Origin of the sequence: Pseudomonas gingeri, from assembly GCF_013386165.1 — a bacterium.
Taxonomy (GTDB): domain Bacteria; phylum Pseudomonadota; class Gammaproteobacteria; order Pseudomonadales; family Pseudomonadaceae; genus Aquipseudomonas; species Aquipseudomonas gingeri_C.
On record NZ_JACAOS010000001.1, the window covers coordinates 760,997 to 776,015 of the forward strand.

Consider the following 15,019-nt stretch of genomic DNA (forward strand, 5'->3'; position numbering starts at 1 on the left):
GCCTCTCAGTCGCTCGCAACATCAAATGTTCAGGGAAACACTCGCATGGAAAAATGGGTGGCTTATGCCTTCATCTCAATGTTTTTTGCCGGGTTTACTTCTGTGATCGCCAAGATGGGACTCGCAGGGATTTCAGCTGAGCTTGGTCTAACAGTTCGCACCCTGTTCGTGTGTGCCTTTGTACTCGTATTCGCAGCCTGGGCTGTTCCGACACAGGAAGTGACCAGCATCACAAGCCGAAATCTGTATTGGCTAGGACTGTCTGGCGTTACCACTGCCTTGTCGTGGATCTTCTACTACAAGGCACTCAAGGTCGGGGATGTCGCCACCGTGGCACTGATCGATAAAGGTAGCGTGGTCGTTGCCATGCTGCTCGCCGGTCTGGTGCTTCGAGAGGTCATCACAGTTCGCATGATCGCCGGTGCAGGTCTGATCGTAGCAGGGCTGCTGGTCATCGCCAAAAAGCCGTAGGTTCTCAAGCATTCAATTTTGGGCTGTCAGACACAGCGCGCGCTCCAGTCACGCGAGATCCCAAGCGCTGAGGATGGAAACCATCCATACGAAGTCCAGCGAGTAAAAAATTTGGGTAATGAGTCGCAGGTGTCACGGCTCTGTGGGCGGGTGTACCGCCATGGATCACTCATCAATTTTGAATCGGTACTAGTTTCGTACGCCTCGGAATGACTGCTTCTGGCCGATTTTTGCCTGTCGCCACCGTTTGCTTTAGGTCGAGTCTAGCCAGTCATGGAGCTCATGTGCACTGGTCAAGTCGAATGCAAACGACTGGTCAAGTCGAATGCAAATGGGTGGTCAAGTCCATGCAATTACTCAGGGCCGCTGTTCGGTGTGCCTAGCTGATCATAAGTGGCAAATTCGAGTCTCTCCACTGCCAAAGTTCGCACCTGGCAGGCTTGGTTGAGAGGCTTTCAGCGAACAGCAGCGTTGTTGATATTGTTTGCAAGCCAATCAATCGCGGACAGCAGCGTGACCCCGTCTGCCGGCCCCTCAAGCTTCACTGACTTGCCAGTTGTGTTGTCTCTGATCATCAAACTCGGGGTCGCTTCCACACCAAGTGAGCTTGCTTCTCGGGCTTGCTGGTCAATGTGCAAGGCGACCTGCATGTCATTGACCGAACAGGACTCCAGCTCGCTGCTGTTGATACCGGCGACGTCAAGATGGCCATCGAGTCCCTGGCCATTGCTGCGTGTCCGCTCGAAGGTCTGATCCACGGCCTGCCAGAATGCTGCCGGCCCGCCCAGTTTTCCGGCGCATTCGACACGTCGTGCCTCGCGTAAAGCAGCAGGGCCGTGAAACCCCAGTGGCAGGTGGTGCCACTTGAGGTTTACGTCTTTTTGCTGTTGCACCCATGACTTCAGGCTTGGGGTGTAAGTTTTGCAGTAAGGACACTCCAGATCTGCAAACTCTGTAATGGTCCACCGGGCCTCCGCAGGGCCGTAAACCCACGGCCCTTCATGAGTTGGTGTCTGCACCAGGTTCCTGATTAAGGGGACGCTCGCGACCATCAGCCCTGCAAGAACAGCGACCGGAATGATTATGCGGGAGGGAAGCTGCCTCATGCCGGCGCCCTGACGCATTTCGTCGGCGGTAGCAGTGCGTGTTTGCGCAAAGCTTCAATCAGCGAGGTCTCTGCCAGTTCGGGCTGGGGGTGGTGTCTGAACCATTCGTCCAGCACGAGCTTGAGTTGAGATTCGATATCACGCCGGTCCACGGCCCTCACCAATACCTGCTCCAGCTGCTCGATCAGCACAGGCGCACACACTTTAAGGGTCTGCAGAGCGTCCTCCCCAGGCGTTTGAAGCAACTGGGTCAGGTTTTCAATCAAGTTCTGAGTCAGGGTATTCAGTGTTCTCATACTTGGCGCTCCATGGCCGTCGTTTGCTCGGGGAAAGTGATGGTGTACGGCTCGATTCCGCGCATCCGATCGAGGTCGGCTGCGATCTTGATGGCGGCGCCCAACTCGTCGACGCCCAGCTCTTGCATCACGTCGTATCGTTGTTTTTTCTCTTCGGGCTCGGTCATGGCCAGGGCGAGATACAGGCTCGGAGGAACTGCTCGGAACAGCACTTCCATGCTCTTCGATAGGATCACTCCCTCGGTGTATTTGCCGCTCTCCTTGCGGGCCGACAACATCAAGGACTTCTGAGCGGGTGTCAGTTCGCGGAACTTGGCAATTTTCTCCACTTCATCTGGAGGCATGTTCAAACAGATCCACCACTCGATCATGTTCAGCATCGGCGCCGCGGCCGGCGGAAGGTCGTCGACGTTCTGCGTGGCCAACCAGAACCACGCACCGAGCTTTCGCCACATCTTGGTGATCTTGACTGCGTAGGGTGATAGCAGTGGGTTCTTGGTGATGATGTGTCCTTCGTCAGTGAGCTTGACGATCGGACGCCCCTTGTACTGATCACGTTCGGCGATGTTATTCACTGTATTCAGCAGTGAGATGTAGGCGATCGACAACTGCGCGTTGTAGCCCTCTCGGGCATAGGTGGCCAGGTCAACAATGGTGATATCGGCCTCGGGCCACGGCGTGCCCTCTCGGTTGAAAATTTCACCATCGGCGCCCATACAGAACATTTCCATGGCTTCGGCCATTTCCAACATGCGGTTCCGACGCGCTTCAGGCATCCCCTCTGTCATACCCGCCGCCTGCAGCGCATCGCGAATATCTTGCGTTAAAACCGTACGCTCAGCCGCCACACAAGTTTTCGCAGCCGCGAGGATGCAGTGGCGGATAGCACTTCGATCCGCTCGGGTGAGGCGTGCCTCTTCCTTTTCTTCGCCGCCAGTAATCATCAGGCGCGCAGCGATCTCCAGTTCGCCCAGGATGTCGCGTTGATCATCCTCCTGGCTCCCGTCTTGACTGGTGGTGTGCGCGTCTGAGGAGTCCACATCATCCGCGTCGAGGACTTTGATCTGATCCGGTGCTTGAACCAGGCGCGCTGCGTCCGCAAAAGGAGCCAGGCTGACGCCCGAGCCGGGTGAGAGCTTGATGCGATTGACTGTCAGGCCCAGGCGCTGCGCGAACTCACCGGTCAATCCGAAGCTGTTGCCGGCTTCAACGATGAAAAGGCGCGGCCGGTAAATAGCGATCAATTGGTTGATCAAATTATTCAAACTGGCGGACTTGCCAGAACCGGTCGGGCCGAACACGAATAGGTGTGCGTTCATCTGCCGATCCAGCTTGTTCAGTGGGTCGAAAGTCAGTGGGGCTCCGCCGCGGTTGAAAAAGGTGAGTCCTGGATGTCCCGTTCCTGTCGATCGTCCCCATACCGGCGCCAGGTTGGCGATATGCTGGGCAAACATCAGCTGGGTATACCACTGAAGTGCTCGGCGTTCATTGGGGTCAAAATTTCCTGGAAGCCACCGCAGATAGGAGTTCAGGGGGGCGACTTCATTGATCGGGTCCACTGGCTCCATACCTGCACCCAGTAGTGCGTTGGCGAGCTGCAAGCTCCGTTCTTGCAGTTGAGCGTGATCCTGCCCCCGCAGATAGAAGGCTACGCTGCCCCGGTACAGCTTGTGCTTTCGCCCAAGGAACTCTCGTGCGGTCTTCACGTCTTCGCGGGTCAGGCTCGATGCTTGAGTATCACCGACGGCCTTGCGCGCCAAATTTTCCAGATGGCTCTCCAGTGTGTCCTGGGGGGTGATGATCAGTGTGATGCAGAGGATGGTGTCTTCCGGCATCTTGTCGAACAGCGCATTGAGTGCATCCCCACCCTTGCGGGTCTCTCCGGTGATGTGCCCGGTCTTGGGGGGCTCTCTCAATCGATCAAGCATGACTACCCGGTGTGGGAGACCGTCGAAGTACCAGAGCCCCGTGTCGGTGTCCGACAGTGGTTCGCGGTAGCACAGGTTTTGCGAGAAGTCTGTGCCGCTGGCCAGCGGCAGTTCGCCTTCCTCTGTCGCCGGGGCCTCTTTGCATACTGTCTCGTAGAACCGACGGATGTCTGCGTCTGAGGGGCCAAGATGGTCTGGACGAGGGTTGAACCAGTGGATAAGCCAATGGCGGATGGCATGACCATCCATGCGTTTGGTCCTGATGCCGGCGTTCGCCAGGCCGCCCACCAGGCGATCGCAAATTACCTTCAGGTAAGGACCTGGAGCCTGGCCGCGAACGTCTGCGTTATTGCCCTTGGTGCGTCGATAGACGACGAGTCGCACGCGGCGCTGCTGGCCTCTCCAGGGGAGCTGACTGACCTTTGTGTCTTCGAACAGACCACCAGGTTTGGAAATGGCCTCCAGGTGCTGTTTCATCAGCTTCAAGTAGAGCTCAGTAAATGCGCTGCCCCTGGCCCGTGGATGAATGTAGTTGTGCAATTGCTGCAGGTAATCGTCCCAACTGGTCTCGTCCTGGGCGTAGAGTTGCACGACCCACGGTGAGGTCTCCAGCTCATCACATGAGTCCTGCAGGGCGTTCTCCAACGCATCGCGGGCCTTGCGTAACCAGGCGGGATCTCGTCCTTCGGTCCCGATGGGTGTCAGCTCGAAGAATGCGGCGCGGGAAACACCGTCCTCGAGGAGCATGGCTTTTTCCTCGGGTAGGTAGTCTACCCAGGGCAGCAGGTCCACGAACGAGGGATTGACCTCATACATCCGAGCCACATCGGCGGTCGTCGCCGGCTTTTTTTTCGGATTCCGCCAGTCATCTGGAGATGGGATGCCCAGGGCGGAGAGACGCTTAAAGTAGCGTTCGGTGATGGCTTCAAACGACTCCGCCGCTGGCGTCTCGTGAGCCGCCTCTTCATTGGTGGCGAATGGGATCTCATGGCTGTCGGTTTCACCCGATTGAAGGCCAGGCTCTACTCGGTTTTGGCCCCGGTGTGCTTTGTAGCGTTCGAACAGCCCCATTCAGTATTCCTCCGTCCGTTCGCCTGGCATGGCGTACTGCACGCGTTGGTAAAGTGGAAATACGGTGGTGTATCCCGGCACGGGGGCAGGGTCTGAACCTGCGAGGTGGGGAAAGATGTACATCACCAGGTCTGGATTGGGCAGGCGCTTGAACTGGCTGTAGATCTCGTTCTGCGCCGTGCGGGTGAATGTGGCGTTCTCTTCCATCGGACGCGCCTGGCTGGGCTCCAGTGGCCTGCGTAGGGATTGCCGAGCGTCTAGCAGTTGGCGACTGCTGGCACTACCTGCCGATCCGCTACTACCCTGATTCCAGACGTCCATCATGTTGTTGTCCCCGTGAGGGAGCATTTCTTCCTTGCTTGTGGAGCACCCTGTGGCCAAGACAAAGGCCAGGCAGGCGCCAACCCTCAGACAGCACTCAGTCGAGATTTTCAGAGGCATGACTGGCTCCAGTGTTGTAGTTGACCTTGCGGCCCTTGAGTTCGTAGTCGATGGTCAGTTGCTGATCCAGATGCACCGCGACCTTTGCCCCGGGCTGGACGTACACGGCGGCGAAGGCTTGGCCATAGAGTTTGTTCACCCAGCTGGAGACGTCGTTGACACCCTGGCCAATGATCTTGCCCATGGCTTCACCGCCCGACAGCCCAACGGTCCCTACTGCGCCGGTTTGTGTGTTCGTGAACGAGCTGCCATTCGGGTCCGACTTGATCAGAGACGCGGCGCCGGCGCCGGCGGCGGTGATCAGGACTTGAGAGCCGATGTACTGGGTGGCGTTGCTTTTACGTTCACCGCTGATGCAGGGAATGCCATACGCATCGCTGATCCAGCCGAGGCCCCCCTGGATTGATTGCTGATTGTTGTTCTGGTTGCTCTGGCCGTTCTGGTTACCATTGGTTTCTTCGGGCGGTGCCGGCAGCGTGCGGATGGTGCCGTCGTTGAAAACGAAGGTCAGGCTCCGGATCTGCCCGCGCACGCAAGAGAGTGTCCAGTCGCCAGAGGCGGTACCACTTGCCACGGCACCGGCGACATCGGGCAGGTCGATGCCGTTGGCTGTCAGGTTGTCCGGGCCGATCAGCACCTTGAATGGATACGGATCGTTGACGGTGCCATCAATCGGCACCCGGCCGATCAAGGCGGACATGGCCACCGACCCCATCAATGTTGAGTTCTGGGGCAGGGTGTAGACCTTGCGGACTTGCTTACGGGCATCCTGAGGCGAGATCTCGTTCGCCACGTTCTGTGCTCCGGTGCTCAGGGCATTCTGACCACGGTCCAGGGTTGGGCCGAAGGACGTGGGGAAGTTGAATCCATTTGCGGTCTGATTTGACCCCGCTGGAATCGGTTTGCCGCTGACGTCGACCGGGGTTGCGTCCTGAGGTTCAATCCAGACGATGTCGAGACTGTGCGCTCCTTGAAAGTTTTGGCCATCACCAGGTTGTACCCCAAAACCGATGGGCAGGTCCGAGGCGCCCCCGGGAGTACCTTCGGTGTTTTGCTTGTTGCTGAGTGCGTTGAGTTGCTTTTGCAACGTTTCCACGATGCTTTGGTTTTGCCGCTGCGACTCCTGTTTGAGCGACTCTCGTGCGCTATCCAGCTTGCTGTCCATGTTTTTGTCGATGTTTTGCAGGCGTTTTTGCAGTTCATCGTTTTGTTGTTTTAAATCATTATTGTTCGTGAGGGACTTGGCGACCTCAGCTTTAAGCTGCTTGCTCTCGGCAACAATTGTCCGCAGCGTGTCAGTTGGGGTGTCCCCGTCGACACCCAGCGTCTTGCCCTGGCCTTGGGTCAGCGGTGCTGGACCCACTGGACCTTCCTGTTTCGAGCTTCCGCCACTGAACATCTTGACCAGGATGATAATGGCGAGAATTGAGAATGGGATGACCAGGTACTTGAGAACCGGATTATTCTTCACGGCGCCCTCCTTTTGGGTCGATCTGTCCGACGGCCGATGGCAGCAACGACTCTGCTAACCCATGCCCACGGGTGACCAGGTAGACCGTCGTCGTATCACTTGCATCGCCCATTGCTCCGAGGTAAGGATGCTGGAATGTGGCGGTCACGAAGTTGCCCATGAGATCTCTGGGGTCCATCGTCATGTGCTGGGCGCTGGTGTTGCGCAGTTTCACTGCCGTGACCCAGTAGCCGTCCAACCGCCATGCGCCCAAGGCTGTCGCTTCTACGGGAAGTGTGGGTAATAAGGTGGCGAGATCCAGGCGGTGGTTGATGTTGACCTGGGATATACCCTCCACGGCTTCTACCGTGCGCAGTGGGGCGTACAGCATCTGGGCTGCATATCGAGTGATCACCACGGGTATTGGCGTCTCACGTCGAGCAGGTGGAGGATCCTCGCTCGTATCCTGTTCGCTGGCGGTAGGAGATGGGGCGGTGCGGTTGCCTGCAGCCTTGACCGGGGTGTTGCCTTGTCCATACCGCGTGGCTGGACTCTCGCCGGCGACGATCTTGGCCGGTTCCAGAACCGGTTGATTTGCGCCTCCCGCTGTCGCGGCGATATCGACCAGCATGATCTCTCCAGAGGTCATGTTCTGCAGTTGCAGGCGGGTGGGCTCGATCGGCTCCTTGGCAAGTAGATACACGGCTCCTCCGGTACTTTGCACCCGCAGTTTGTCGGCCAGGCTGCGCGGGATTCCCACGCGAACATTCTGATCGACGAAGACGATCCGTTCTTGACCGACTATCAATGGCACGGCCAGTGGGATGCGCTCCCAGCGCAGAATTTCCACCGCCGAGGCTGGCTGCGCATATCCAGCAATGAGTACGCCGGCAATCAATAAGGCTCGGATAATCACTTGCGGCCCCCTGGAGCTGGTTCGGCGGAGGTTTCGATGCGTTGCGGGTTGCTGCTGTAGCAGTCCCAGGCCAGGCCGAAGGGGTTCTTCTCGGGATCGACGTCCGACCGGATGATATGCAGGGGGTAACGTGCTACGGCACGCTTCACCAGCTCGCCGCCGTAATGTTCATCTGCGCTGATATCGAGATTTATCGTCCAGTCGTTGAAACTGTTCTGCATAACATGCTGTTCTTGTTTGTCGTCGAGACCGCGACCAGGGATCTCGAAGACACCGCGCTCGCGTTTTCGCAGCTCCCCGCTATTACGGCGCAACTCGAAGTCCTTCTGCAGATAGGCCTTGCAACTAGGCGTCAGATAGCCTGTCAGACGAGCGATGTTGTCCTCGTAGTCCGTTTCACCGTCCGTTGGCCAACGGTTCATCTGCTGAAAGATGTACAGCCCAAACGAGTACACCGACTCCGGCGGGATATCCCACCATTTACGGGTGCTACCCGATCGGAGATCAGGCGGGACGTGGATTGTCAGGTCGTGCGGTGCGCTCTGCCATCCGTACGCCATCCACAAGCCGAGTACGATCTGCAGGCCAATGACCAGGCGCAGGCTGTAGATGTGAGCCTGTTGCGAATCAACTTTCTTACGATAGCTCATGCACCTGCACCCTCCGTGCGATGGCAGGTCCACGTGCCATCGCGTGTGATGAGTCGGGAGGCATTCAAGGTTGGGAAGTGTCGGGCGATGTTCAGTTCGAACTGGCGATATACCCAGGTCTCAGGTCGACCGCGCTTTATGTTGCGCAGGAAGCGACTGGCAACGGTCAGCCCGAGGACACCGCCAATCAGAGCCCCAGCGATGATGAGTGCCCAAATATGGGTCAGGATCGTCAGGGGAATACCTAGGATGAATCCGGCAATGCCACTGAAGAAAACGGTTGCCCACATTTCGTCGGCTGTGAGGCCACCCATCACCACTGGCTGGTTGTTGAGCCTGCCGGGCAGGAAACTCAAAGTGCCATCATCAAGTATGTCTGCCATATCCAGCTCCCGTTACAAGATGCTGGTGGCTTGGGTGACTAGGTAGACACCTATTCCTAGGATCGCAGCCCCGACGCAGGCGGTGGCCCCGAGGTCCCGCCACTTCTTCTTGCCGTCGTGAATATCGTGATAAACACCGAATGCATGCCATGCAACACCGAGGAACATCACGCCTAGGAGTGCCAAACCGATCAGCATGAAACCGTCAAAACCATAGTTCTGCATTGTTTGTAGAATGCTGCCGCCTTGGCCGCGGGTGGGTGGCTGAGCTTGCGGCAGGGCCGCTAGGGCCAGTTGTGGGAGCGTAATCAACCCTGCAACGGCATAGAGTGTTTGTTTGAGTCGAGACATGGTTGAACTCCAATAGGGTTAGCTGAGTAGAAAAAAAGTGATGATCATGCAGAGCAGCAGGATGCGAACAACTGAGGCGGCGGCGATGGATTTATCAAGGTTGTTTGTTGCCCAGCCCCGATAGCAGCTATAGATCGCCCAGGCGCCCCAAAGAAACGTTACGGCCACGGCACATCCAACGAAGAACACGTAGCTGACAGACGCAGGGAATCCTCCAGCAGCCAGAAAGGCCGTGGTTTGGGCTCCGCTCATGCTCACGGTTTACGTCCTTGCTTCAGGGTGTAATCGCCAGAAATCTCGGCGGGGTCGCGTGGCTGGGCTCGACTCGGGGTCAAGTAGCCCTCCAGGCCGTGGCGGATGTGTTCGATGTCACCGGCGAAGCGCTGATAATCGAAGAAGTAGCGCTTTCCTGGTTCATCGGCGACTGCCGCGCTGCGGCGGGCGGTGTCCTCCAGCGCGTTCAACTGGCGGATCATCACTTCCAAGTTCGCCTGTTCGGATGCCGAGGCTGCCGACGCATGGGGGACGTGCAAGCCGCAGCCAAGCAGTGCGATCAGGCCTGTTCGGGCAAGGCGGTAAGTGAGTGCAGTGAGGGACTGATACGGGTTCACGGCTAGGCTCTGGTAATTCCTGTTACCAACAGCTTGCCGGGTTCAGCCAGGCGCTCGCCGCAAGAAATCCATAATCGGCTCGTTATGGATTTCTTCCGGCTCCGTCGAGTCCATCAATCGCTGGGGATTAGACGTTTGAAGAACAGCAGGTAGCCGGTGGGCAGAGCGATCCCATACGCCCACCCTTGTGCATTGTGGTTGCCGATCTTGATTTCGCCCTTGACCACCGGCTGGACGCTGACGAGCTCCCAGCCCTCGCGGCCCAGTCGGGCAAGACGTTCCTTGTGCTCCGAGTCTTGCAGAAAGGCCTGAATGTCCGGCTCGGTTGTCGGCTCTTCAGTTTTGAACACCAGGTAGTTTTTGGTATTCACGCGGTAGAGAAGGGGGGCGAATTCAGAGTGGTATTCGAATGCCTGCTGGCTCATGTCAACAACCTCGATGTTCGGAGTTGACAGACTTTCAGTTCGGCGCGCGCGTGGGCAATCGAAAATAGGTGGTCTCTATGCGCGGGATTTCTGCGGAGTAGTACGAGCATCGACGTAGCGCTGCAGGATCGACAAGACCATGGAGTTCAATGCCAGGATCTTCATTGCCCGGGTGACCCCCACGTAGAGTAGGTTCAATTCGTCGTCACGACGGCCCCGATCGAGGTCAGGGGAGAGCGGGTCAGCGGTGAAGTCGTCATAGAGGCTAACGAAGTCCCATTCCAGGCCCTTGGCCTTGTGCCCAGTAGTCAGCGTGACAGTGGCGTCCAGCTCGTTGCTCACAGAGCGGGAGCGCAGCGTCTGGATGCGTTCAGGCAAGTCAGGATAAGCCGCGATGATCTTGATCGATCGGAGCATCTCGCTGTCCTGGCTGACTTCCGCGATCTCTTCGTACTGGGCGAAGTCCCGGTAATCGCGCAACAGTTTCCGATTCTGGACTTCCTGATTGCTGCCTCGGCTGAAGAAGTACAGGTCCTCGAGGTCGCGTATCGAGTAACTGTCGATTCCCCCGACCCAAAAGATTTTCGGCTGGTTGGTGACCAGCCGTAACGCGTTCTCGATCACACCTGTGACCGTGCGATGGATGAAAGTGCGGTGGGGGAGATCCTCCGGAAGTGCACGTTTGATCCGCGTGTTGGGGCCAAGGCCCTCCAGTTTTCGGGTTTCCCCCTTGTAAGAGAGGATGACGTTGGCCACGTGGGCAACCCCAGGGCCGAAGCGGAAACTCTGGGTCAGGTAATGGCGTTCAGCACCGGCCATCCAGTCACTGTTGAGCGCGTCTTCGGCGCCGCGGAAACGGTAGATCTGCTGATGAGGATCTCCGACCGTCACTTTGCGGATGCGCTGCGTTTTTACCAGGTCTGCAATCACCGGGTTCACGTCCTGCCCTTCGTCCAGGAGCACTGCCTGAAAGCGTTCACTCAGGTCTGGCCGGCTCAACTGGTATAGCTTCAGGTAGCCGTCGTGTGTGATCGAGACGCTGGTGTCCTGCAGGTCAATCATCCGGCTCCAGATTGACTGGGCAACGCCCAGAGCGCTGGTCAGAAAACGCTGCTGGGCGCTGGTCAGCATTCGCTGTCCCTGGAATCGAGGGAAGTGTGCGCTGCTCAGTTCCATGTCGGCGCTGGCCATAAAGTTGTTCAGCGTGCTGAGCACATCGCGAACCAATTCCCAGTCCTGGCTGTTGATTGCCCGGGCAATATCGGTGAGGCGCAGGTTATTCGCCTGTTTGGCCGCGTATTGGCTGCCATAGACTGCATAGGCCAGACCATGGGCGGTCTTGCAGACGACGTTGCGTGGAAAACGCCCCTTAGCTGCGAGCTCGACGGACTTGTTGTAGCAGAGGTACAGCATTTTCACTGACGCATGGTGATTGGCATAACCCACCAGTGTGGTGGTTTTCCCGGTGCCCGCAAATGCCTGGACCAGCAGCTTGTCGCTGTTCGAATGAATGATGGGCTGCTGCTCTTGAGTCCACTGCATTTGCAACTCCTAAAGGTATTTCTTGAAGCTTGAAACAGTGATGTAGATGGACACGCCCAGAAGGACGGCGCATGGCAATAAGACCAGCAGTGGGCTGATGCTAACGGGGATGGCCAAGTAGATCGTCCATGGCACGATGGCCATCGGAATGATCGTTCCCCGTGCTTTGTGATAGAGGTAGCTGGACTCTCGCCCTGAGCCGAATTTACGTAGGTCCCGCCTGACCAGTCCGTCTACCAGGCCGGTAAATGCTGCCATTAAAAAGAGCGGGATCGTGAGCGTCAGGATCACCATGCGAACGCAGAATGTCAGCACGGTATAAAGCGCTGCGAGGCCGTAGTCTTGGAACTTGATCATCGCCCAGCCGATTTCGTAGCGGAGATTGAAGTAGCCTACCTTCTGCGGAGAAGTGGTGCGGGCATACTGTGTCAGCGCATTGATGCTGTCCTGCAGGCCAGTTTTCACCATCAGCCAGTCATACACCCGCTGAGCCAGCCAGGTTGCTGTTCGGCCAGGCTCTTGGACGACGACGCTGTGCAGCAAGTCCTGGGACAGCCAGCTCAGTTCATGCTCGAACATCTGCTGTGCATGCTGCCAGCCGGCATCTGGCCAGAACAGGTAGAGGCATATCCATTCGACCAGGATCGCGCCGATCAGTGAGCCGAACATGACCCCGATGAACTGGAAGGGCAACGAGAACAACATGCCCAGGAGGGTTTTCTGACCTTCCTGCTGCTGTTGGGCTTTCTCGGCGATGTCGGCCATGGCTTTTCCTATCTACTTCCGACTGGCTTTGAAGATGGCCCACAGCCCGAGGCAAACAGCGCACAACAGCACCCATGCTCCTTCCTGTTTGGCAACCACATCAAGGGCAACTCCGTGGTACAGATTCCGTCCTCCAACGCTCAGTGTTGCGAACACACATGCGAACACAACATCCCAAAACGTCAATTTCATCGCGTTACTCCTAGAGTCGTTTGCTTGCTTATGCGGCTCGCTCGCCGTTGGCCATATGCCGGAAGTCGTCCAACAGGTCATCGGGTAGCGACTCGTTCAGCGACTGAAACCCTGGCGCCTGCCACCAGTCGCTATTGGTTCCAGCTCCTTTGTTGCGCATGCCTTCGACCAAGGCCTGGAGGTCCTTGGGCATGACTTCATCAGGGTCGTTCGCAGGCAACGGCATGCGGATTTTCCAAAGGTTGCCACCTTCGATAAGCGCAAAGCATTGCCCCTTGGGCAGCCCCACGACGTGCGCGGGTTCGAGCATCGGGACGCTGACGCTCTGGACCTGGTCGTGTGTATTTGAAGTGAAGGCCGCCTTCCCGTTGATCGCGTCGTTGGCGCTGCTTGCCAGCGTGCTGGTGAACACCTGAACTTTCGGCAACTGATTGGTCAGCAGCTCGGCGGTGGCGGTCTCCCTAACCCTGAGCATGAACAGGTTGTTGAAGTTACCGATCACCTGGCCTGCCTTCGCGCGGCTGCCGATCTTCGCCTCGATGTCGCTCATGGTCTGTGTATACGCAGTGACCTGCATGCCAGCACCACCGCCCTTGTTGATCATCGGGATGAATTCCTCGCCCATGAGCTCGTTGAACTCGTCTGCATGGACGTTGATCGCCACCTTGCCGCTTTTGGCCCCGGGCAGGCCGTCGTCAATACCGAATTTGTAGATGTGACCGGCGACCGACACCAGGTCACTGAACATTGAGTTGCCCACGGCAGCGGCCACCTCGGTGTCGGAGAGAGCGTCCAGGCCGATATAGACCACTGCGCGTTTGCGGATGACTTGCATCCAATCGAAGATCGGTCGCGGATCCTCCAGGTCCATGTAGTCGGGAGACAGCAGTTCCGCAATACGGCCAGTGGTCAGCTTCTCTAGTAGAGGCAGCAGACTCGCGACGATCTTGTCGAAGTAGGTCTTGTCGTACCGAACTGCCGAGCGCAGGCCTTCCATGACAGGGTCGGCGATACGCTTTTGCGTGATGTACATGTCGATTGCGATCACGCGAAACGGCCGATCTTTCATTGCGAAGCTGAGTTGCTTGCGATCGATCTTTCCCTCAAGCGCAACAATGGTTTCCCAGGCCTTGGGATCGTGCTCAGCGAAGTATTGCTGGGCGTACTCTTCGAACAACGCGTCGATATTGATTACGTGCTGGCGGATCTGCTCGTAGTCCGGCCGGCGCCCGAGGGCCACCAAGGCGCGGGCGATGATGTTCACGAACCGCCATGCGAATTCGCGGAAAGCTGCAGAGTTACCTTCGCCCGAGAGCTGACCTGCGATCCGTGTCGCAACCTCGGAAATCCGACCGAAGCGGCCGACGGCGTTGTAGCGCGCGGAGTGATCCGGCCATCCGAGGTGGAACACGTAGAACTCGTCAAGTCGGCCAGCGCGCTTGCACTCGATGTACATGCGTTTCAGGAGATCGGCATCGCCCTTGGGGTCGAAGACAATCACCACCTCGCGATCGAGGTTCATTTCCGTGCTCTGCTTCGTTCTTCGATGAACAGGCTGTACGCGGCGTCCCATCCGGACGCGTGGTCTTGATCGCTGCCGAGTGCGTCGAATGTCCTGGGTGATGAAGAGTTCCGCTAGACGGGTTTTACCCACCCTTGTAGTACCCAGCACGAGGGAATGCCCGACACGCTCGCCCAGAGGCAGGCTGACGTCTGCTTCGTAGGGTTCAATACCGTGCAGGCGGGGCAGTCCGCCAACCGGCGGGAGCGGGCGGACAGGGTTCAGCGCAACATCCCACGCGGTGGCCTTGGTCAGCAGCTTGAGTGGGAAGGGCGCGAACTCAAGCCGCTCTTCAATACGACGAGCCATCTGGTACAGCGGTGTCGGTTCTACGTACTCGGCGTATTTGGGCAGATAGGTGTCCATCAACCGCTGGGTATGTTTCTGTGTCCAGCGGAAGCCCTTACCTATGAACAGGCGCTCGTTGCTGACCGGTATGTCTTTGCTTGTCATCGTGTAGTGCGGCAGGCGACGGATGTTTCTTCTATAGCGCAGCACAAGCAGGGCCTGTCTCAGACGGACGTAGCCCAGCATCAGAAACCCCGCGGCGGCGATCGCACCGAACAAAGGCGTCAGGGCGATCGCCCAGGGCGCAAAGACGCACAGTAGGGCCGCAGTAACACAGACCAGTACCGTGTAGAGCTCAACGGCAGGTCTAAGCAGCGCTTCGATGGTGAAGGTGCTGGCCATGGTTCTACATCCTTACGGCTGTCGAATTCGTTTAGGGAACTGGTTGGCCAGCTCCTGCCTGGCCTGTTCGGCCTCATGGGCTGGTAGCTTCTCAGTCAGCTTCAGACGTAGCGCGATGGCATCTCCGTGCTCTGTCGAGGTCACACGACCACCGTAGAGCCAGACCACGT

At 57.7% G+C, this 15,019-nt stretch carries 16 protein-coding genes; 1 reads left to right on the forward strand and 15 read right to left on the reverse strand.

Annotated elements, in window-relative coordinates:
- The first annotated feature begins 45 nt into the window (after positions 1 to 45).
- Positions 46 to 471: an EamA family transporter gene (locus HX866_RS03420; protein ID WP_177095807.1), complete on the forward strand. Its 426-nt coding sequence runs from the start codon at positions 46 to 48 to the stop codon at positions 469 to 471.
- 455 nt (positions 472 to 926) lie between these two features.
- On the opposite strand, the gene HX866_RS03425 is transcribed toward HX866_RS03420, so the two are convergent.
- The 15 genes from HX866_RS03425 to traD all read right to left on the reverse strand — a co-directional run bounded on the left by HX866_RS03425 (position 927) and on the right by traD (position 14,849).
- Positions 927 to 1,523, reverse strand: a complete 597-nt coding sequence (locus HX866_RS03425; RefSeq protein WP_371319213.1) for a DsbA family protein — start codon at positions 1,521 to 1,523, stop codon at positions 927 to 929.
- A gap of 50 nt (positions 1,524 to 1,573) precedes the next feature.
- Complete coding sequence (locus HX866_RS03430) at positions 1,574 to 1,873, reverse strand: hypothetical protein (RefSeq protein WP_177137988.1); 300 nt, start codon at positions 1,871 to 1,873, stop codon at positions 1,574 to 1,576.
- Positions 1,870 to 4,872 (reverse strand): conjugative transfer ATPase, encoded by a 3,003-nt coding sequence (locus tag HX866_RS03435; RefSeq protein ID WP_177137991.1) that lies wholly within the window; start codon positions 4,870 to 4,872, stop codon positions 1,870 to 1,872. Before HX866_RS03435 ends, HX866_RS03430 begins: the two co-directional genes overlap by 4 nt.
- Positions 4,873 to 5,313 (reverse strand): TIGR03751 family conjugal transfer lipoprotein, encoded by a 441-nt coding sequence (locus tag HX866_RS03440; RefSeq protein ID WP_177137993.1) that lies wholly within the window; start codon positions 5,311 to 5,313, stop codon positions 4,873 to 4,875.
- Positions 5,291 to 6,784 carry a TIGR03752 family integrating conjugative element protein gene (locus tag HX866_RS03445; RefSeq protein ID WP_177137995.1) on the reverse strand — a complete coding sequence of 498 codons (1,494 nt, stop codon included), beginning with the start codon at positions 6,782 to 6,784 and terminating at the stop codon, positions 5,291 to 5,293. The genes HX866_RS03440 and HX866_RS03445 overlap by 23 nt, the downstream gene beginning before the upstream one ends.
- Positions 6,774 to 7,676, reverse strand: a complete 903-nt coding sequence (locus HX866_RS03450; RefSeq protein WP_177138078.1) for a TIGR03749 family integrating conjugative element protein — start codon at positions 7,674 to 7,676, stop codon at positions 6,774 to 6,776. Before HX866_RS03450 ends, HX866_RS03445 begins: the two co-directional genes overlap by 11 nt.
- Positions 7,676 to 8,329 carry a PFL_4703 family integrating conjugative element protein gene (locus HX866_RS03455; RefSeq protein ID WP_177137997.1) on the reverse strand — a complete coding sequence of 218 codons (654 nt, stop codon included), beginning with the start codon at positions 8,327 to 8,329 and terminating at the stop codon, positions 7,676 to 7,678. The genes HX866_RS03450 and HX866_RS03455 overlap by 1 nt, the downstream gene beginning before the upstream one ends.
- Entirely contained in the window at positions 8,326 to 8,712 is a 387-nt protein-coding gene (locus tag HX866_RS03460) for a TIGR03750 family conjugal transfer protein (RefSeq protein WP_177137998.1), read from the reverse strand. The genes HX866_RS03455 and HX866_RS03460 overlap by 4 nt, the downstream gene beginning before the upstream one ends.
- A gap of 12 nt (positions 8,713 to 8,724) precedes the next feature.
- Positions 8,725 to 9,063: a TIGR03745 family integrating conjugative element membrane protein gene (locus HX866_RS03465; RefSeq protein ID WP_177138000.1), complete on the reverse strand. Its 339-nt coding sequence runs from the start codon at positions 9,061 to 9,063 to the stop codon at positions 8,725 to 8,727.
- A gap of 18 nt (positions 9,064 to 9,081) precedes the next feature.
- A complete protein-coding gene (locus HX866_RS03470) occupies positions 9,082 to 9,321 on the reverse strand; it encodes a TIGR03758 family integrating conjugative element protein (RefSeq protein WP_177099887.1) in 240 nt (79 codons plus the stop codon).
- Positions 9,318 to 9,620 (reverse strand): integrative conjugative element protein, RAQPRD family, encoded by a 303-nt coding sequence (locus tag HX866_RS03475; protein WP_218179635.1) that lies wholly within the window; start codon positions 9,618 to 9,620, stop codon positions 9,318 to 9,320. The genes HX866_RS03470 and HX866_RS03475 overlap by 4 nt, the downstream gene beginning before the upstream one ends.
- Positions 9,621 to 9,787: 167 nt before the next feature.
- Positions 9,788 to 10,099: a hypothetical protein gene (locus tag HX866_RS03480; RefSeq protein WP_177138002.1), complete on the reverse strand. Its 312-nt coding sequence runs from the start codon at positions 10,097 to 10,099 to the stop codon at positions 9,788 to 9,790.
- A gap of 75 nt (positions 10,100 to 10,174) precedes the next feature.
- Positions 10,175 to 11,641 carry a UvrD-helicase domain-containing protein gene (locus HX866_RS03485; RefSeq protein ID WP_177138003.1) on the reverse strand — a complete coding sequence of 489 codons (1,467 nt, stop codon included), beginning with the start codon at positions 11,639 to 11,641 and terminating at the stop codon, positions 10,175 to 10,177.
- A 9-nt stretch (positions 11,642 to 11,650) separates the two neighbouring features.
- Complete coding sequence (locus tag HX866_RS03490; protein WP_177138004.1) at positions 11,651 to 12,406, reverse strand: TIGR03747 family integrating conjugative element membrane protein; 756 nt, start codon at positions 12,404 to 12,406, stop codon at positions 11,651 to 11,653.
- 220 nt (positions 12,407 to 12,626) lie between these two features.
- Positions 12,627 to 14,849 carry a type IV conjugative transfer system coupling protein TraD gene (gene traD, locus HX866_RS03495; protein WP_177138005.1) on the reverse strand — a complete coding sequence of 741 codons (2,223 nt, stop codon included), beginning with the start codon at positions 14,847 to 14,849 and terminating at the stop codon, positions 12,627 to 12,629.
- Positions 14,850 to 15,019: the final 170 nt, after the last annotated feature.